Source organism: Thermolongibacillus altinsuensis, assembly GCF_004341205.1.
Lineage (GTDB): Bacteria > Bacillota > Bacilli > Bacillales > Anoxybacillaceae > Thermolongibacillus > Thermolongibacillus altinsuensis.
The window spans coordinates 178,212-195,744 of the sequence record NZ_SLUL01000003.1; the positions used below are offsets into that span (position 1 = coordinate 178,212).

A 17,533-nucleotide genomic window follows, 5' to 3' on the forward strand; every position below is an offset into this window, starting at 1 on the left:
TGGAGCATGAAACAACGATTGGACCAATTATTGCGTGCTGCATTTGAATTGAAGGCATCGGATTTACATTTAACCGTCGGTGTTCCTCCGATTATGCGCATTAACGGAGAGCTGAAACGATATGGACAAGAGGTATTGAAACCAGAAGATACGGAAGCGATGGCAAAAGCGGTCATTTCGGACCGATTGTGGAAGCGATTTGAAGAGCAAGGAGAACTTGACTTTTCTTACGGACTTCCCGGTATCTCCCGCTTTCGCTTCAATGTGTTTAAACAACGTTCTTGCATTTCGCTTGCCATCCGTGTCGTTCCAACGAAAATCCCGACGATTGATGAGTTAAAGCTGCCTGAAGTATTAAAGAAAATCGCGGCTAAACCGCAAGGACTTGTTCTTGTGACAGGACCGACAGGAAGCGGAAAATCAACGACGCTTGCTGCGATGATTGATTATATGAACAAAACGATGAAAAGGCATATTATTACGCTTGAGGATCCGATTGAATATTTGCACAAGCACGGCAACTGCATTATTGATCAGCGTGAAGTCGGCTTTGATACGAACAATTTTGCAAGCGGATTGCGCGCGGCGTTGCGCCAAGATCCTGATGTGATTTTAGTCGGCGAGATGCGCGATTTAGAAACGATTCAGACCGCGATTACCGCCGCGGAAACGGGGCATTTAGTGCTCGGCACGCTTCATACATCGAGTGCGCCTGCGACCATTGACCGCATTATCGATGTCTTTCCGCCGGCGCAGCAAGCGCAAATTCGCATTCAGCTTGCATCGGTGCTCGTGGCGATTATTTCGCAACGCCTTTTCCCAAATCCGCAAAGAACTGCGCGCGTTGCCGCAACCGAGATTTTAATTAACAATGCGGCGGTGGCAAATTTAATTCGCAACGAAAAAGTGCATCAAATCGTCAGCGTCATGCAAACGAGCCGAGCGCAAGGGATGCAAACGCTTGAGGCAAGCATGAAAGAGCTGTTACAACAAGGACTTGTCGCCAAAGAAGCGGTTGAGCCTTATTTGCAGGAAAGGGGGGAGTAAATGCCGCAGTTTCGATACGAAGGGCGCGATGTGCGCGGAAGAAAGCGAAAAGGAACTGTGACGAGCGCTACAAAGCGGGAAGCGATCTTAAAGTTGCGCGAGCAAGGCATTAAAGTGATCGACTTGCGCGAAGTGCCGCAAACGTTATTAACGAAAGAAATTACGTTTGGAAATCCCGTCAAGTTGCAGCATTTTGTCATTTATTTGCGCCAGTTTGCGACGCTGTTAAAAGCGGGAGTCACGGTGGTGGATGCGACGCGCATTTTAGCGAACCAAACGGACAGCAAAGCGTTAAAAAAAGTGTTGATCGACATTGAAGAACAATTGCGGGAAGGAAATCCTCTTTCCGCGGCGATGGCTAAACATAAACAAATTTTCCCTCCGATCGTTGTGAATATGATTCGCGCAGGAGAAGCGGGCGGAAATATGGATGAAACGCTTGAGCGGCTCGCCGACCATTTTGAGAAAGTCCATCGAACGCGTCAAAAAATCGTTTCCGCTCTTGCCTATCCGATCGTGGTTGGTTTGATTGCGGTCGGTGTCGTCATTTTCTTACTTGTCAGCGTTGTGCCGACGTTTGTGGCGATGTTTGCCGACTTTAACGCTGAACTTCCGGCGATTACGAAGTTTGTTTTAAAAGCGAGCGAAGTGATGCAACAATACTGGTGGCTTGTTTTATTAAGCTTGCTCGCTTTTTATACTCTGATTATGGTGATGAAAAGGCAAAAACAAACGAAATATTACTTCGATTATGTATTGTTGCGTTTGCCGATTTTTGGCGGAATGTTGCAAAAAGCCGTGCTTGCAAGAATGACGCGGACATTGAGTTCTTTATTTTCAAGTTCCGTTCCGATTTTACAGGCGCTTTCGATCGTTGAAAACGTCGTTGAAAACGAAGTGATCGCAAAAGTGATTCGCGAGGCGCGCGACTCGCTTGAACGTGGTCAATCGCTGACCGAGCCGATGCGGCGCCATTGGGCGTTTCCACCGCTTGTCACCCAAATGATCGCCATTGGTGAGGAAACAGGTTCGCTCGATGCCATGCTTGCGAAAGTCGCCGACTTTTACGAAGCGGAAGTCGAAGCGGCCACCGACCGATTAAAGTCCTTAATTGAACCGCTTATGATCGTCCTTCTCGCTGGGGTTGTTGGGACGATTGTCACATCGATTCTAGTACCAATGTTTGATATTTTTAATCACATTCAATCGTAAATTCATAGTTTTCAAACGATCGACCTATATTGTAAAATAGTAGTAGATGGAAAAACAAAAAATGAAAAGGAGAGGAAATAATGTTCAAACGACTCATTAAAAGCGAGAAAGGATTAACGTTGATCGAGCTTTTGGCGGTTATTGTTATTTTGGGAATTATTGCAGCGATTGCGATTCCGAGTATTGGAGGGCTTATTAATAAGTCAAAAGATGACGCAAAGATTGCTGAAGGAATTCAAATTATCAATGCTGCTAAACTTTATATGACGGCTAATACACCAGCTTCATTTCCTGCAAATTTAACAAATACTGAGCTAGACCCTTATTTAGACAGTGTTAAAGATAAGAATTATACAGTTACCGTCGACAAAGACACTAATGGAAAATATACTTATACGTTAAAAAACCATGAGGCTAATGAAGTTTTAAATAAAGCTTCTTTGACTGAATCAGATTTACAAAATAAAACAAAAGGTACTGGCGGTAGTGGTGGTACAGGCGGTACTGGTGGTAATTAATTATAGTTAACGAGGCCCTATATCATGATTATAGAAATTACAGAATTATATACTCTTTTAGTAGGATTACTCCTCGGCTCCTTCTTCAATGTCGTTGGGCTTCGGGTGCCGAAGGGGGAGTCGATTGTTCGGCCGCGTTCGCATTGTCCGAGTTGTGAGCGGACGTTGACGGCTTGGGAGTTGATTCCTGTTGTTTCGTATGTGGTGCAAAAGGGGAAATGTCGCGGGTGCGGTGTGCGCATTTCCCCGCTTTATCCGTTTGTGGAGCTGTCCACGGCGATTCTTTTTACCATTTCCCCGTTGTTGGTCGGATGGTCAAAAGAATTGTTCGTTAGTTGGACGCTCATTTCTTTATTGATGATTATTTTCGTTTCCGATGTGCGCTATATGCTCATTCCCGATAAAATTTTGCTTTTTTTTGCCCCGCTTTTTTTGCTTGAGCGTTTGTGGCTTTCTCCGCTTGCGCCATGGTGGGATGCCCTTGCCGGTGCCCTTGTTGGGTTTGGTATGCTTTTTCTCGTTGCCGTGATCAGCAAAGGCGGCATGGGCGGCGGGGATATTAAATTATTTGCTTTGGTCGGTCTTGTGCTCGGAATCAAAATGACATTGCTGGCGTTTTTCTTATCGACGCTGTACGGAACGATTTTTGGGCTCATTGGCATGGCGATCGGCAAAGTGAAGCGCGGCCAGCCGATGCCGTTTGGGCCCGCGATTGTTGTTGGCACGCTTACCGCTTATTTTTTTGGACAGTCTATCCTGAAGTTATATATGCAGTTTATTTTCATGTAAGGAGAAGCAACAATGGTCTTTCGTCTTTTTTCATTTCGGAAAAAAATTGCCAATATCGTTGTCAAAGACCATGTCATTCGTTACGTTGAATTAAAACAGCGACATCCGCTTGTCGTTCATAAATGCGGCGAACGTTTTTTGCCAGAGGGCATCATTCGTGATGGGAAAATCGTGGATGAAGAGCGTTTTATGCTCATTATGGAAGAATGTGTCACGGAATGGAAACTAAAAAATCGCCGCATTCGTTTTCTTGTTCCCGATCCATTTGTCGTTATTCGTAAAATCTCTATTCCCGCTGATTTGCAGCAAGATGAAATTCGCGGCTATTTATTTATGGAGTTAGGTTCAAGCATTCACTTGCCGTTTGAAGAAGCGGTATTTGATTTTGTTGTGCTTGAACGAAAAAAAGATAAGCTAGACGTTTTGCTGTTTGCTGCTCCGGAATCGATTGTGATGAAGTATGCGGAATTATTTGAACAAGCGGATTTGAAGCCGATTGTTGCCGATATTTCTCCGCTCAGCCTCTATCGGCTATTTTATGAGTACGGACAAGCAGACGAAAACGATCATCTATTGTTTGTTCAATTTGATTTATCATCGTTAAACGTGAGTGTTTTTCATCAACATAAACCGATTTTTACCCGCCAACTTGCGTTTGATTCCCATTTTGCCGATTGGGAACGAACAGAGGCGGGATGGAAATGGACGAAACAAAACGAGCGGCCAGAGTGGCAATTAGAAGACATTTATAAAGAAATGGAGCGCTTTATGAATTTTTACCGTTTTTCGATTCATCAAGGAAATGAGCAAATTACGCGCATCGTCATGACGGGGGATCATCCGCTTCTTTCGGCGTTTACGGACATGTTGCGCAACCGACTGGATGTTCCTGTTCAAGAAATGACGGTGAATGCAGATGGGCAAGAGGTTGATCGTTCATATTATTTGGCAATAGGACTCGCATTAAAAGAGGGAACGGCTCATGCTAGTGGAAATTAATTTACTGCCGAAAAAAGAACCGAAAAGTCGACTATTTCTCATTTTAGTAACGGTGCTTGCTCTTTTTTGTTTGGTTTCTGGTGCGATTTTTTATGTTTTTATGGGAAAAATGGAAAATCGCATCGAGCAATTAAAGGCGCGGCTCGATGAAACGAAAGCGCTCCGCATTGCTGAAGAACAAAAGATGTCTTCAGATCAGTGGTTCGGCAGCGCCCAACAGCTGGAAGAGGCGGTTAAGTGGGCAGAGCAATATCCGCTTGAAACCGTCCGCATTTTGCGAGAATTGATTAAACTGCTCCCTGAACGTGGTTTCATCATGAATTTTTCTTATCAAGAAAAAGAAACGATTCAGCTGACTGTTCAATTTGATACGAATCGAGAAGCGGCTGCCTACGTTAAAGCACTATCGGAAGCCCCGTTTGTTACAGACGTGAAATTAACAAGCTTAACTATTGCCCAACAGCAAGAAAGCGACGCTGAACAGCAAGAAAGTAAAATAGAAGAGGAAACCATGCCGCGCTATATTGGACAATTTCAATTGAAGCTAAACGAGGAGGAGTTGCGCAAAAGCGAGAAGGAGGGCGATTCGTAATGTGGCGATTATCAAAAAAACAATTCGCTCTTTTCATTTTTTCTCTCTTCTTGTTGAGCGCCCTTCTTTTTCTTCTTTATCTTTATACGTTGAAACCGATGAAAGATCGCATTGAGCAGCTCGAATCGGAATTAAAAACAGAGCAGACGCTCTTAAAAACGATTCAAGCGAAACAGAATGAACAAAACGACGAGCGGCTCTTGAGCGTAGTGGAATTGCAAAAAAGGGTGCCCGTTCAGCCGTTTTTTGAACAATTTTTACTTGAAATCGAGAAAGCGGAGGTTGTTTCAAACAGCCTCGTTTCCAACATGACGTTTAGCGATGGAGAGGGTGTGACTGGCGCGCCAAACGAGCAACAGGAGCAAAGTGCGCAAACGAACGATTCTGAACAATCGCCATCGTCTTCTTTACCAAGCGGAATCAAAAAGCTTTCGGTCGATTTAACGGTTCAGTCTCCTTCTTATTATCAGTTAGAACGGTTCATTGAAACGTTAGAGCATGCGAAACGAATCATCGCAGTGGAATCGCTATCGTTTACGGGGCAACCCGAATTAACGTCGCTTACGGATGAAATTCAGCCGCTTACCTATTCATTAACGGTGTCGACTTTTTATGCCCCTGATTTAAAAGAACTTAAAAAACAACTGCCGCCAATTGACGTGCCATCACCAAGTCAAAAGCGAAATCCGTTTCCTTCTTTGATTGAGGAATAAACGAGGGGGCGCATATGATGCGCGCATGGAAGAATGAAAAAGGAATGACGCTCATTGAGCTGCTTGCCGTTATTGTTATTTTAGGGATTGTCGCGGCGATTGCTTCGATTGCAATGAGGAACGTTATTGAAAAGTCAAGGGCACAAGCGTTCGTCGGTCATGCGTATGCGATGTATGAAGCGGCACGATTGCATGTCGGGGCACAAAAGGTTGAATTTTTGCAGCCGAATCACTCAGAGAAGCTAACGTATCAACAGCTCGTGAATGATGGCGTGCTTGAGCCGATGAAAGATCCGTATACGTCACGACGGTTGCCGCCTGAGACGAATGAATCGTATGTTCTTGTAAAAAAACGGAGCGATGGAACGTTACAATATGCCATTTGCTTAAAAGGAGAAACGAAGCAACTTTGTTCATACAATGAAATGCAAGATGAAATTCCCGTTGAGGAATTATCTGTCACGTTCATTAAAGATGTGGAATGATGCGAAATTTGACGAAAACCTTCTGAAACGAGACGACAAATGTCTCGTTCTTTTTTTGTTTTTTTATGTTACGATGGGCAAAGAACGACAGCGGGAGGGAAAAGGATTGGACAAGCCGACGAAAACCATTACGATTAAAGTGAACGGAAAAGAACGTCCTTATATAGAAGAAAAAACGATGGAACGAAAAGAAGATTTGATGGTTGTCGAGGAACGCGAACACAACGAGATGAGCAGCGAACAAAAAGCACGTCCAAGACGATGGCGAGCACATTCACCACGTTGGCGCTCAGCGATGGTTGCGATTGTGTTAGCTGTTTTACTTGGGACAAGCTTTGGATTTGGTGTGCTGACAATCATTCCAAAACAAGAAAGAGAAGTGCCTGCCTCTGCTACGTTGAAAGAGGAAACGATCGACGAACAAAACGAATCGCGATCTTTGGATCCATTATCTGTTTTTGTCGTTCAAGGCGGCGCGTTTACAAATGAACAAACGTTAAAGACGTATGTCAATAAGTTGCAAGCGGCTCATTTTCCAACATTAACCGTTGGGAAAGACCCAGTCTATTTATTAATTGGCATTGGATTGCGGAAAGAAGATCTCGCTTCGTTTGTCGAAGCTTATCAACAAATCGGTCAAGAAACGTATGTAAAGCCGTGGAATGTGTCGGTGAAGATGAACAAGGACCATCGTCAATTTTTTGAGGAACTCATCACGTTTTCCACATCGCTTTTTTCTGTAAAAACGATCGATGAAGAACAATGGAAAACGTTAAAAACGATGTACGATCAGTTGGACGAAACCGAGAAAAAAGGGCATTTGGGGAAAGCGTACAACGCCCTTTTAGCGTATAAACAAACAAACGAGAAAGCAGCGATTTGGCAAGCGCAGCAACATTTGTTGAACGTGCTGAAATCTTCGTAGGAAGCAAGGAGCCTTGCTTCTTTTTTATTTTGTCAAATCATTGTGTCTCGTGTATAAATCTGGTACGATACAAGTGTATCTTCCAGAAACAAATGCGAAAGGTGATGGCTTATGCGACTTATTTTAGCTTCTAGTTCTCCCCGCCGGAAAGAGCTTCTTGAGATGATTCAACTCCCATTTGAAATCCTCGTAAGCGATGTCGACGAATCATTTGACCCCAACTTACCTCCAAAGGAAATTGTCCAACAATTAGCGTTCAAAAAAGCGAAAGCGGTATTAGCGAAAGCGAAAGATGCGTGCGTGATCGGTGCGGATACGATTGTGGTTTATGAAGGAACGATTCTTGGCAAACCGAAAGATGAAAATGATGCGTTTCGTATGTTGAAGATGTTAGCAGGCGCGACGCATGAAGTGTGGACAGGCGTGGCGATTTGTACGGAAACAGAACAAATCACGTTTGCCGAACAGACAAAAGTGACGTTTTGGGATTTGACCGATGAAGAGATTTGGGATTACATTGCGACGAAAGAGCCGCTCGATAAAGCTGGAGCTTACGGTATTCAACAATTCGGCTCTTTATTTGTTCGGAAAATAGAAGGCGACTATTTTTCCGTTGTCGGTTTACCGATTGCGAAAACTGCACGTGAATTAAAAAAATTCGGATTTTCCCCATTTAGCGAAAAAAAGGTTAAAATAGAGGAGGAGCATATTTGCGAAAACAAACATTAATGATTCGCAATGTTCCGCATGATGATCGGCCGCGTGAACGCTTGCTTTCGGACGGACCGCAAAGCTTATCCAATCAAGAACTGTTAGCGATCTTATTGCGAACGGGGACGAAAGAACACTCTGTACTCGCTCTGGCCCAACATTTGCTTACTCACTTTGAAGGACTCCGCCTTTTGAAAGATGCGACGATTGAAGAAATAACGAGCATCAAAGGAATTGGGAAAACAAAAGCGATTCAAATTATCGCGGCTCTTGAACTCGGTCGGCGTGTCCATCAGCTGCAGTATGATGATCGATATGTGATTCGTTCGCCAGAAGATGGGGCAAAATATGTGATGGAGGATTTGCGTTTTTTATCACAAGAGCATTTTGTTTGTTTATACTTAAATACGAAAAATCAAGTCATTCACAAAAAAACGGTGTTTATCGGCAGTTTAAACGCTTCGATTGTGCATCCGCGCGAAGTGTACAAAGAAGCGATTAAGCGTTCGGCCGCTTCCGTTATTTGTGCGCATAATCATCCTTCTGGCGATCCGACTCCAAGTCGTGAGGACATTGAAGTGACGAGGAGATTGGCGGAATGTGGTCATCTCATCGGCATTGAATTGCTTGATCATTTAATTATCGGTGACAAAACATATGTAAGTTTGAAAGAAAAAGGATATGTATAAGTCATTCTCTTTTCTAATTGATTGCGTTATAATAAATGTCATGAGTTTTTGAAAGCATTTTGTTTCGGAAAGGAAGATACGAATATGTTTGGAATTGGATCAAGAGATCTCGGGATAGATTTAGGTACAGCTAATACGCTTGTATATGTGAAAGGAAAAGGAATTGTTCTTCGTGAACCGTCCGTTGTTGCATTGCAAAAAGATACGAAGCAAATCGTTGCGGTCGGTAACGAAGCGAAGCAAATGATCGGGCGTACACCGGGGAATGTTGTCGCTCTTCGCCCGATGAAAGATGGAGTGATCGCGGATTATGAAACGACTGCGATCATGATGAAATATTACATTAAACAAGCGACAAAAAATAGCGGTCTTTTTGCTGGAAAACCGTATGTGATGGTATGTGTCCCTTCTGGAATTACAGCCGTTGAAGAAAGAGCTGTCATCGATGCGACCCGTCAAGCAGGTGCGCGCGATGCTTATACGATTGAAGAGCCGTTTGCGGCAGCAATCGGAGCGAACTTGCCTGTATGGGAGCCAACAGGAAGCATGGTCGTTGATATTGGCGGCGGTACGACGGAAGTGGCGGTCATCTCTCTCGGTGGAATCGTCACAAGCCAATCCATTCGTGTCGCTGGTGATGAGATGGATGAAGCGATCATCCAATACATCCGCAAAACGTACAATTTAATGATCGGAGAACGAACTGCTGAAGCGATTAAAGTTGAAATTGGTTCAGCAGGCAATCCTGACGGCATCGGCAGCATGGAAATTCGCGGACGCGATTTGTTGACAGGATTGCCGAAGACGATCGAAATTCACGCAGAAGAAATTGCGGAAGCGTTGCGTGATACGGTTTATGCGATTGTGGATTCCGTTAAAAATACGCTTGAAAAAACGCCACCTGAACTGGCAGCGGACATTATGGACCGCGGCATCGTGTTAACAGGCGGCGGCGCGCTTTTACGCAATTTAGACAAAGTGATTAGCCAAGAGACAAGCATGCCGGTCATCATTGCAGAAAATCCGCTTGATTGCGTGGCGATCGGTACAGGAAAAGCGCTTGAACACATTCATTTATTTAAAAATAAAGCGAAAGACTATCGCTAATCGTAAGAAGGTGTCATCATGCCACAGTTTTTCTTAAATAAACGGTTAATTTTGTTGTTGGTGAGCATCATCATTCTCGTGGCATTGATTGGCTTTTCATTGAAAGATCGGCAACATCTTACTTGGCCTGAAAAATTTGTGAAAGATGCCGTCGTTTTTGTGCAATCTCTTGTTCATCAGCCCGCACAGCTTGTTGCGGGCTTCTTTGAAAATGTGAATGATTTGCGCAATACATATGAGGAAAATAAACGATTAAAAGCGCGACTGGAGAAATATGTGCTTCTTGAAACAGAAGTGCAATCGTTAAAAAAAGAAAATGAACAGCTTCGTGAGCTGTTGGACAAAAAAGAAAGTTTGCGTGATTTTGTTGCTATTCAAGCAACCGTGATCGGCAGAAATCCAGATCGATGGCAAGAAATGCTGATCGTCAATAAAGGTGAACAACATGGCGTGAAAAAAGATATGGCGGTCATTACGCCAAGAGGGCTTGTCGGCAAAGTTCGGAGCGTTTCACCGTTTAGCTCAAACGTTCAGCTGTTGAGTGCATTAGATCGGAAAAACCGCATTTCTGCCTTTGTGCAAGGCAAAGAAAATGTGTTTGGATTGATCGAAGGATATGATGCAGAGCGTGAGGCGCTTTTATTGAAACGAATCCCATATGATGCGAAAATTAAAAAAGGGCAAAACGTGTTAACATCAGGACTTGGCGGGATCTTTCCGAAAGGGCTCGTCATTGGAAAAGTGATGGACGTCGTTCCGGATGAATACGGATTAACACAAATTGTTTACGTAAAACCAGCAGCGAATTTTTATGATATTGATGATGTCATCATTGTCAAACGAAAAATTGACGAATTACAAGAGGAGGAAGAGAAGCGATGAAAAAGTTCTTCCTTCCTTTTCTTGTAACGATGGTTTTCTTATTCGAAAGCGTTTTTGTTGAACTGTTTTCTGAAAAATGGTTTCAATCGTATTTGTTCGTTCCGCGCTTTCTTCTTGTCGTTCTCGTATTCGTGACGATTTTTGTCGGACAAACAGACGGAATGATGTATGGCTTTTTATTTGGTTTTTTATATGACATTGTTTATACCGAAATATTAGGAGTATATGCGTTTATTTTTACGATCGTTGCGTACTTAACCGCAAAAGCGATGAAAATATTTCATACGAATTCTTTCACTGCTTCATTTCTTGCACTAACGGCCATCGTTTTTGTCGAATTTTATGTATACGGAATTCAACTCATTGTCGGCGGAACGACGATGACGTTTTCCGCGTTTTTAAATGACAGATTATTCCCAACCGTCTTTGTCCATACGATTTTGGTGCTGCTTTTCGCTTATCCGTTAAAGCAAAAATTGTTGCAGTGGACGGCGTATCGTCGTGAAAATTGAAGAAAAATGTCAAGTGACACAAAGGAATATGCCGGGTGTTTGGAGAAATATTCGTTGAGGTGAACGTTGTGAACAAGCCAAAAAAACAATACGTAGCGATGAAAGGGACGAAAGACGGACTAACGTTGCATCTCGATGATACTTGTTCATACGATGAACTATTAAAAGAATTAGATGAAAAACTAGCGATCAACGAGACTGATGAACAAGACGGTCCGTTCATTGCCGTTCGATTACATGTAGGGAATCGCTATTTAACGCACGAACAAGAAGAAAGGCTGCGTGCGATCATTCGTGCGAAAAAAAATTTAGTCGTTGACTCTATTGAAAGCAATGTTATGACGAAACAAGAAGCATTGGAATGGAAACGAAAAAATGAAATTGTCTCCGTTGCTAAAATTGTACGCTCTGGACAAGTGTTACACGTAAAAGGAGATCTTTTATTGATCGGAGATGTCAATCCAGGAGGCACGGTGATTGCGAGTGGAAATATCTTTATCATGGGAGCATTGCGAGGAATCGCTCATGCAGGCTATGACGGAAATCGACAAGCGATCATTGCTGCATCCATTATGAAACCCACTCAGCTTCGGATTAGCGATGTCATGAATCGCGCCCCTGATTATCGAACAGATGAGGGCAATGAAATGGAATGCGCATACATCGATGAGAATGACCAAATTGTCGTCGACCGTTTACAGCTATTAACACACTTACGCCCGAACTTAACTCGGTTAGAAAGGAGTTTTTGACAGTGGGAGAAGCGATTGTCATTACATCTGGAAAAGGCGGCGTTGGGAAGACGACAACGACAGCGAACTTAGGCACGGCGCTGGCGTTGTTAGGAAAAAGAGTTTGCCTTGTTGATACCGATATTGGCTTGCGCAATCTTGATGTCATTATGGGGCTTGAAAATCGCATTATTTACGATCTCGTTGACGTTGTTGAAGGCCGATGTGCAGTGCAAAAGGCGCTTGTCAAAGATAAGCGCTTTGATGATCTGCTTTATTTATTGCCCGCCGCTCAAACTAGCGATAAATCAGCCGTTACTCCTGAACAGATGAAACAGCTCATTGATGAATTAAAACAAGATTATGATTATGTGTTAATCGATTGCCCTGCTGGAATTGAGCAAGGTTATAAAAATGCGGTGGCAGGGGCGGATCAAGCGATTGTTGTGACAACACCGGACGTTTCCGCAGTACGTGATGCGGATCGCATTATCGGGCTTCTTGAGAAAGAGGAAAACATTCGTCCGCCGCGCCTGATCATTAATCGCATCCGCAGTCATATGGTGAAAAATCATGATATGTTGGATATTGATGAAATTGTCATGCATCTGTCGATCGATTTGCTCGGAATTATTGCTGATGATGACAATGTGATTAAAGCTTCCAATAACGGGGAGCCGATCGTTTTAGACCCAAATAGTAAAGCATCGCTCGCTTATCGCAACATTGCTCGTCGTTTGCTTGGAGAGTCCGTCCCTCTTTTATCGCTCGAAGATGAAGAAAATAAAGGGTTATTGGCGAAAATTAAAAAGTTTTTCGGCGTTCGATCCTAGCACTTCCATTGCGTATGGAGGTGCTTTTTTTATTCATATCTTTCCCATTTTGAAATAAATATAGTACAAAGTATAAATTGGACGAGAGAGGTGTGAAAATGAGCGATCGAATTGAAGAGATTCGCAAACGAATCGCAAAGAGAAAAAAAGAAAAAGAACGCTACGTTCAAAAAGCATTGATCGATTGGACAGAAGAGGAGAAATATGGAGGGCAAACGGTCATTACGTACGATGGAGAAGAAGAGAACTCGCATCCCCCGCTTTTTCGCAAGGACATTTTTTTGTTGAAAAGCTTAATTGCTGCCTTGCTTTTTTTTAGCGTTGCCATTTTATTCAAAAGCGAATCTCCAAGATGGGAAGAAGCTCGTTCCTTTGTCAAACAGGTAATGGAGCAAGATTTTCAGTTTGCGACCGTCGCTAATTGGTATGAAAAACAGTTCGGTAAACCGCTCGCTTTTTTTACGACAGAGAAAAAACATGAAACTTCTTCTACGCAGTATGCGTTCCCTGCTTCGGGTCGCGTGCTCGAAAGCTTTCAAGATAATGGACAAGGCGTCATGGTCGAAACGGAAATGAATGCATCCGTTGAAGCGATGAGCGAAGGGGTGATCATTTTTGCCGGAGTGAAGGAGGGGCATGGAAAAACGGTCGTTATTCAACATGCGGACGGCAGCGAATCATGGTATGGAAATTTAGCAGCTATTTCTGTGAAGTTATACGACTTTATCGAAGCGGGAAAAGAAGTAGGCAAAGCGATGAATAATGAGGGAGGAACGAAAGGAGTTTTTTACTTTGCGATTAAACAAGGGGATCATTTCATTGATCCGATTCAGGTGATTTCCTTTGAATAAATGGCTTTCTTTGTTGACGAACATCCACATTCACCCGCTTTTATGGTTCGTTGCTTTCATTGCAGTGATAACCGCCAATTTTAAATCGCTTTTTATTGTTTTTTTAATCGTCTTGTTTCACGAATTAGGCCATGCGTTTGCTGCCCATTTTTTTTCATGGCGCATCAAGAAAATTTTGTTATTGCCGTTTGGCGGAGTTGCAGAGATGGATGAACACGGAAATCGACCGCTCAAAGAGGAACTGATTGTGACGTTAGCGGGTCCTGTCCAACATTTATTCATCTTTCTTCTCGCATATTTAGGAAAAGAAAGCGGATGGCTTTCGATTGAACTTTTTTCGGAAATAACAGCGTATAACTTATCGATTTTATGCATTAATTTATTGCCGATTTGGCCGTTAGACGGCGGGAAATTGCTTTTTTTGGTTTGGACGTATTTCACTTCGTTTCGCCGCGCGCATGAATGGACCATTTATTGCTCCGCTGGGCTGTTGATGGTCTTTTTCATGTTGTTGATTGCGTTCACACCAACGCAGTTAAGCTTATGGATGATTGGGCTTTTTTTAGCCTATTCGCTCCGGCAAGAATGGCGGCATCGACAATACGTGTGGATGCGTTTTTTACTTGAACGATATTACGGAAAAAAAGTAGAATATCGCAGTTTAAAGCGTCTTGTCGTTGCGCCGACGGATCCGCTTTTTCGCGTACTTTTAATGTTTCAGCGCGGAAAAAAACACGCCGTTGTTGTTGAAAAAGGAAGGGAAGAATTTGAATTGGATGAAAACGAATTGCTTCACGCTTATTTTCGTGAAAAGCGAACGAATGATGTCATCGCAAATCTTCTTTATCCTTATTGACATTTCTTTTCTTCTTATGGTATCATCTCTTATGTTGTTATTTGTAGCACCCGTGCTACAACCGCTCAGCTCAGGTTTTTAAGCGTTCGATTGAACCGCCTCGTAGCTGGCGAGTCTGAGTCTAATTTAGGAGGTGCAAAATATGTACGCAATCATTGAAACTGGTGGAAAACAAATTAAAGTAGAAGAAGGTCAAACAATTTACATCGAGAAAATCGACGTACCTGAAGGTGAAACAGTTACATTTGACAAGGTGTTATTCGTAGGTGGCGAAAACGTAAAAGTGGGCAATCCTACGATCCCTGGTGCAACTGTAACTGGAAAAGTTGAAAAACATGGTCGTCAAAAGAAGATCATTGTTTTCAAATACAAACCAAAGAAAAACTATCGTCGTAAACAAGGTCATCGTCAACCTTACACAAAAGTAGTCATCGAAAAAATTAACGCGTAAGGCGTCAACGATGATAGACGTTACGATTTATCGAACAGATGACGGAAAAATTCGTGCATTTACGTTAAGCGGACATGCTGATTTTGCCAAGCGCGGCAAAGATATTGTGTGTGCGGGCGTATCGGCTGTTTCGTTCGGTGCGATCAATGCAGTGATGAAATTGACAAACGTCAAACCGACCATTCAACAAGGAGAAAAAGGCGGCTATCTTCATTGTGAAGTCCCGTTGATTGAGGACCGTCACACGGAAGAGAAAGTGCAGCTCCTCCTTGAAGGAATGATCGTTTCACTGCAAACGATCGAACGCGATTACGGCAAATACGTGAAGCTGACGACGAAATCACTAGGAGGTGAAACGAAATGTTAAGATTAGATCTTCAGTTTTTTGCATCTAAAAAGGGAGTAGGTTCTACAAAGAACGGTCGCGATTCTATCTCAAAACGCCTTGGTGCAAAACGTGCTGACGGTCAGTTCGTAACAGGCGGTTCTATTCTTTATCGTCAACGCGGTACAAAAATTTATCCTGGATTAAACGTTGGTCGTGGCGGCGACGATACACTTTATGCGAAAGTGGACGGCATCGTTCGTTTTGAACGCATGGGCCGCGATCGCAAAAAAGTGAGCGTTTATCCTGTTGTAAAAGAAGCATAATGTTAAAGAAAACTCTAACCTGCTTTGGTTAGGGTTTTCTTTTTGTTAAGAATAGTAGGCAATGAACGAATTCGTTTGTTATAATTATATTCAAAATATTCACGGGAGAGTATCGATGGAAAAGCGTTGGACGATTGTTGATGCATTGCGGCATTCTCGGCATGATTGGCTCAATAAAATTCAATTAATCAAAGGGAATTTAGCGCTCAATAAGCTTGAGCGGGTGCATGAAATTATTGAGGAAATTATCATGTCGGCGCAAAACGAAGCAAAGTTGACGAATTTACAGGCCAATGAATTTGCCGAGTTATTGATGACGTATCATTGGGAAACACATTCCATTTTTCTCGAATATGAAGTGCTTGGCGAGCAAGTGAATTTATCGGCTTACGATCAACCATTGGCGCGATGGTGTCGCCATTTTTTGCGAAAGCTTGAGGAATGTTCTGCACCAGATGTCGAAAACTATTTAACGATCACCATTGATTTGACAGATAAAAACGCGCAATTGTTTTTTGACTTTCGTGGAAGCATCATAAAGCCTGAGGCCATGATCAATTGGCTTAAGCAACATAGCCAAACAGGGGCGTTATTTGTTTCCGATTTTGCTGTACATAATGAAGAATTAACGGCCTGTTTAGTTATTCATCTTTCCACACCATGAAAAGATCGGAGGAAAAGGAAGATGTTTGTCGATCAAGTGAGAATATATGTAAAAGGTGGAGACGGCGGAAACGGAATGGTCGCTTTTCGTCGCGAAAAGTACGTTCCGAAAGGCGGGCCCGCTGGCGGCGATGGAGGAAAAGGCGGCGACGTGGTGTTTGTCGTCGATGAAGGATTGCGCACGCTGATGGATTTTCGCTATCAGCGCCATTTTAAAGCGCCGCGCGGCGAAAACGGAATGTCGAAAAATCAACATGGAAAAAATGCCGAAGATTTAATCGTTAAAGTGCCGCCTGGAACGGTTGTGATTGATGATGAAACAAAGCAAGTGATCGCGGATTTAACCGAGCATGGACAACGCTTCGTTGTAGCGCGCGGCGGACGCGGCGGACGCGGCAACACTCGTTTTGCGTCTGCGGCGAATCCTGCACCGGAAATCGCTGAAAATGGCGAGCCAGGTGAAGAACGCTACGTCACGCTCGAATTAAAATTGTTGGCAGATGTCGGTCTCGTCGGTTTTCCAAGCGTCGGCAAATCGACATTGCTATCGGTCGTCTCAGCGGCAAAACCAAAAATCGCTGATTATCACTTCACAACGCTCGCTCCAAATCTCGGCGTTGTCGAAACCGATGATGGTCGAAGCTTTGTCATGGCTGACTTGCCTGGACTCATCGAAGGAGCGCATCAAGGAGCCGGACTTGGTCATCAATTTTTGCGCCATATTGAACGGACGCGCGTCATCGTTCATGTCATTGATATGGCGGCGATCGAAGGACGCGATCCGTACGAAGACTATTTAATCATTAACGAAGAATTGAAACAGTATAATTTGCGTTTAACGGAACGTCCACAAATTATTGTTGCCAATAAAATGGACATGCCAAATGCGGAAGAAAACTTAAAGGTGTTTAAAGAAAAACTGCAAGAGGATGTGCCAATTTTTCCGATTTCTGCGCTAACGCGAAAAGGATTGCGCGAATTGTTATTTGCCATTGCCGATTTGCTTGAAAAAACGCCGGAATTCCCGCTTTATCCGCAAGAAGAGGAAGCGGTTCATCGCGTTGTGTACAAGCTTGAAAAAGAAGAACCGCCGTTTCATATTACACGTGACGATGATGGTTCGTTTATTTTATCCGGAGAAAAAATCGAAAAGCTATTTAAAATGACCGACTTTTCGCGCGAAGAATCGGTGCGCCGTTTTGCCCGACAATTGCGTGCGATGGGCGTGGATGATGCGTTGCGGGAACGCGGAGCGAAAGACGGAGATATCGTCAAATTGTTAGATTACGAATTTGAATTCGTCGATTAGAAAGAGA

Annotated in this window: 23 protein-coding genes and 1 other annotated feature; all 23 genes read left to right on the top strand. The window is 43.4% G+C overall.

Annotation, left to right across the window (positions count from 1 at the left end; genetic code table 11):
- Positions 1-6 precede the first annotated feature (6 nt).
- Complete coding sequence (locus EDD69_RS03750; protein ID WP_132947625.1) at positions 7-1,047, top strand: type IV pilus twitching motility protein PilT; 1,041 nt, start codon at positions 7-9, stop codon at positions 1,045-1,047.
- Positions 1,048-2,259, top strand: coding sequence for a type II secretion system F family protein (locus EDD69_RS03755; RefSeq protein WP_132947626.1), 1,212 nt, complete (start codon positions 1,048-1,050; stop codon positions 2,257-2,259).
- A gap of 80 nt (positions 2,260-2,339) precedes the next feature.
- Positions 2,340-2,777: a prepilin-type N-terminal cleavage/methylation domain-containing protein gene (locus EDD69_RS03760; protein WP_132947627.1), complete on the top strand. Its 438-nt coding sequence runs from the start codon at positions 2,340-2,342 to the stop codon at positions 2,775-2,777.
- Positions 2,778-2,801: 24 nt separating this feature from the next.
- Entirely contained in the window at positions 2,802-3,566 is a 765-nt protein-coding gene (locus tag EDD69_RS03765) for a prepilin peptidase (RefSeq protein WP_132947628.1), read from the top strand.
- Positions 3,567-3,578: 12 nt separating this feature from the next.
- A complete protein-coding gene (gene pilM, locus EDD69_RS03770) occupies positions 3,579-4,565 on the top strand; it encodes a type IV pilus biogenesis protein PilM (protein ID WP_132947629.1) in 987 nt (328 codons plus the stop codon).
- Positions 4,549-5,157 carry a PilN domain-containing protein gene (locus EDD69_RS03775; RefSeq protein WP_132947630.1) on the top strand — a complete coding sequence of 203 codons (609 nt, stop codon included), beginning with the start codon at positions 4,549-4,551 and terminating at the stop codon, positions 5,155-5,157. The genes pilM and EDD69_RS03775 overlap by 17 nt, the downstream gene beginning before the upstream one ends.
- Positions 5,157-5,870, top strand: a complete 714-nt coding sequence (locus EDD69_RS03780) for a pilus assembly protein PilO (protein WP_132947631.1) — start codon at positions 5,157-5,159, stop codon at positions 5,868-5,870. The genes EDD69_RS03775 and EDD69_RS03780 overlap by 1 nt, the downstream gene beginning before the upstream one ends.
- Positions 5,871-5,887: 17 nt before the next feature.
- A complete protein-coding gene (locus tag EDD69_RS03785) occupies positions 5,888-6,355 on the top strand; it encodes a type II secretion system protein (protein WP_132947632.1) in 468 nt (155 codons plus the stop codon).
- 106 nt (positions 6,356-6,461) lie between these two features.
- Positions 6,462-7,280 (top strand): SPOR domain-containing protein, encoded by an 819-nt coding sequence (locus tag EDD69_RS03790; RefSeq protein ID WP_132947633.1) that lies wholly within the window; start codon positions 6,462-6,464, stop codon positions 7,278-7,280.
- 111 nt (positions 7,281-7,391) lie between these two features.
- Positions 7,392-8,009 carry a Maf family protein gene (locus tag EDD69_RS03795; protein ID WP_132947634.1) on the top strand — a complete coding sequence of 206 codons (618 nt, stop codon included), beginning with the start codon at positions 7,392-7,394 and terminating at the stop codon, positions 8,007-8,009.
- Positions 8,009-8,680 (top strand): RadC family protein, encoded by a 672-nt coding sequence (radC, locus tag EDD69_RS03800; protein WP_132947720.1) that lies wholly within the window; start codon positions 8,009-8,011, stop codon positions 8,678-8,680. The genes EDD69_RS03795 and radC overlap by 1 nt, the downstream gene beginning before the upstream one ends.
- A gap of 84 nt (positions 8,681-8,764) precedes the next feature.
- A complete protein-coding gene (locus EDD69_RS03805) occupies positions 8,765-9,787 on the top strand; it encodes a rod shape-determining protein (protein ID WP_132947635.1) in 1,023 nt (340 codons plus the stop codon).
- Between the two features lie 18 nt (positions 9,788-9,805).
- Positions 9,806-10,669 carry a rod shape-determining protein MreC gene (gene mreC / locus EDD69_RS03810; RefSeq protein ID WP_132947636.1) on the top strand — a complete coding sequence of 288 codons (864 nt, stop codon included), beginning with the start codon at positions 9,806-9,808 and terminating at the stop codon, positions 10,667-10,669.
- Complete coding sequence (gene mreD, locus EDD69_RS03815; protein ID WP_132947637.1) at positions 10,666-11,181, top strand: rod shape-determining protein MreD; 516 nt, start codon at positions 10,666-10,668, stop codon at positions 11,179-11,181. The genes mreC and mreD overlap by 4 nt, the downstream gene beginning before the upstream one ends.
- 68 nt (positions 11,182-11,249) lie before the next feature.
- Positions 11,250-11,933, top strand: a complete 684-nt coding sequence (gene minC / locus EDD69_RS03820) for a septum site-determining protein MinC (protein WP_132947638.1) — start codon at positions 11,250-11,252, stop codon at positions 11,931-11,933.
- Between the two features lie 2 nt (positions 11,934-11,935).
- Entirely contained in the window at positions 11,936-12,745 is an 810-nt protein-coding gene (gene minD, locus EDD69_RS03825; RefSeq protein WP_132947639.1) for a septum site-determining protein MinD, read from the top strand.
- Between the two features lie 98 nt (positions 12,746-12,843).
- Positions 12,844-13,596: a M23 family metallopeptidase gene (locus EDD69_RS03830; RefSeq protein WP_132947640.1), complete on the top strand. Its 753-nt coding sequence runs from the start codon at positions 12,844-12,846 to the stop codon at positions 13,594-13,596.
- Entirely contained in the window at positions 13,589-14,452 is an 864-nt protein-coding gene (locus tag EDD69_RS03835) for a M50 family metallopeptidase (RefSeq protein ID WP_132947641.1), read from the top strand. Before EDD69_RS03830 ends, EDD69_RS03835 begins: the two co-directional genes overlap by 8 nt.
- 49 nt (positions 14,453-14,501) lie before the next feature.
- Positions 14,502-14,579: a sequence feature (ribosomal protein L21 leader region), on the top strand.
- Positions 14,580-14,594: 15 nt separating this feature from the next.
- The gene (gene rplU / locus EDD69_RS03840) at positions 14,595-14,903 is read left to right on the top strand and encodes a 50S ribosomal protein L21 (protein ID WP_132947642.1); all 309 of its coding nucleotides are present in this window, start codon (positions 14,595-14,597) and stop codon (positions 14,901-14,903) included.
- A gap of 10 nt (positions 14,904-14,913) precedes the next feature.
- On the top strand, positions 14,914-15,270 hold the full coding sequence (locus EDD69_RS03845; RefSeq protein WP_132947643.1) for a ribosomal-processing cysteine protease Prp: 357 nt from the start codon (positions 14,914-14,916) through the stop codon (positions 15,268-15,270).
- A complete protein-coding gene (rpmA, locus tag EDD69_RS03850) occupies positions 15,264-15,554 on the top strand; it encodes a 50S ribosomal protein L27 (protein ID WP_132947644.1) in 291 nt (96 codons plus the stop codon). Before EDD69_RS03845 ends, rpmA begins: the two co-directional genes overlap by 7 nt.
- Before the next feature lie 115 nt (positions 15,555-15,669).
- A complete protein-coding gene (locus EDD69_RS03855) occupies positions 15,670-16,218 on the top strand; it encodes a sporulation initiation phosphotransferase B (RefSeq protein WP_132947645.1) in 549 nt (182 codons plus the stop codon).
- A gap of 21 nt (positions 16,219-16,239) precedes the next feature.
- On the top strand, positions 16,240-17,526 hold the full coding sequence (gene obgE / locus EDD69_RS03860; RefSeq protein ID WP_132947646.1) for a GTPase ObgE: 1,287 nt from the start codon (positions 16,240-16,242) through the stop codon (positions 17,524-17,526).
- The last annotated feature ends 7 nt before the right edge of the window (positions 17,527-17,533 follow it).

Excerpts from the sequence above, each read along its gene's own strand:
- EDD69_RS03750 (WP_132947625.1), top strand. The coding sequence starts at position 7 with ATGAAACAACGATTGGACCAATTATTGCGTGCTGCATTTGAATTGAAG.
- EDD69_RS03755 (WP_132947626.1), top strand. The coding sequence starts at position 1,048 with ATGCCGCAGTTTCGATACGAAGGGCGCGATGTGCGCGGAAGAAAGCGA.
- EDD69_RS03760 (WP_132947627.1), top strand. The coding sequence starts at position 2,340 with ATGTTCAAACGACTCATTAAAAGCGAGAAAGGATTAACGTTGATCGAG.
- EDD69_RS03765 (WP_132947628.1), top strand. The coding sequence starts at position 2,802 with ATGATTATAGAAATTACAGAATTATATACTCTTTTAGTAGGATTACTC.
- pilM (WP_132947629.1), top strand. The coding sequence starts at position 3,579 with ATGGTCTTTCGTCTTTTTTCATTTCGGAAAAAAATTGCCAATATCGTT.
- EDD69_RS03775 (WP_132947630.1), top strand. The coding sequence starts at position 4,549 with ATGCTAGTGGAAATTAATTTACTGCCGAAAAAAGAACCGAAAAGTCGA.
- EDD69_RS03780 (WP_132947631.1), top strand. The coding sequence starts at position 5,157 with ATGTGGCGATTATCAAAAAAACAATTCGCTCTTTTCATTTTTTCTCTC.
- EDD69_RS03785 (WP_132947632.1), top strand. The coding sequence starts at position 5,888 with ATGCGCGCATGGAAGAATGAAAAAGGAATGACGCTCATTGAGCTGCTT.
- EDD69_RS03795 (WP_132947634.1), top strand. The coding sequence starts at position 7,392 with ATGCGACTTATTTTAGCTTCTAGTTCTCCCCGCCGGAAAGAGCTTCTT.
- radC (WP_132947720.1), top strand. The coding sequence starts at position 8,009 with ATGATTCGCAATGTTCCGCATGATGATCGGCCGCGTGAACGCTTGCTT.
- EDD69_RS03805 (WP_132947635.1), top strand. The coding sequence starts at position 8,765 with ATGTTTGGAATTGGATCAAGAGATCTCGGGATAGATTTAGGTACAGCT.
- mreC (WP_132947636.1), top strand. The coding sequence starts at position 9,806 with ATGCCACAGTTTTTCTTAAATAAACGGTTAATTTTGTTGTTGGTGAGC.
- mreD (WP_132947637.1), top strand. The coding sequence starts at position 10,666 with ATGAAAAAGTTCTTCCTTCCTTTTCTTGTAACGATGGTTTTCTTATTC.
- EDD69_RS03830 (WP_132947640.1), top strand. The coding sequence starts at position 12,844 with ATGAGCGATCGAATTGAAGAGATTCGCAAACGAATCGCAAAGAGAAAA.
- rplU (WP_132947642.1), top strand. The coding sequence starts at position 14,595 with ATGTACGCAATCATTGAAACTGGTGGAAAACAAATTAAAGTAGAAGAA.
- EDD69_RS03845 (WP_132947643.1), top strand. The coding sequence starts at position 14,914 with ATGATAGACGTTACGATTTATCGAACAGATGACGGAAAAATTCGTGCA.
- rpmA (WP_132947644.1), top strand. The coding sequence starts at position 15,264 with ATGTTAAGATTAGATCTTCAGTTTTTTGCATCTAAAAAGGGAGTAGGT.
- EDD69_RS03855 (WP_132947645.1), top strand. The coding sequence starts at position 15,670 with ATGGAAAAGCGTTGGACGATTGTTGATGCATTGCGGCATTCTCGGCAT.
- obgE (WP_132947646.1), top strand. The coding sequence starts at position 16,240 with ATGTTTGTCGATCAAGTGAGAATATATGTAAAAGGTGGAGACGGCGGA.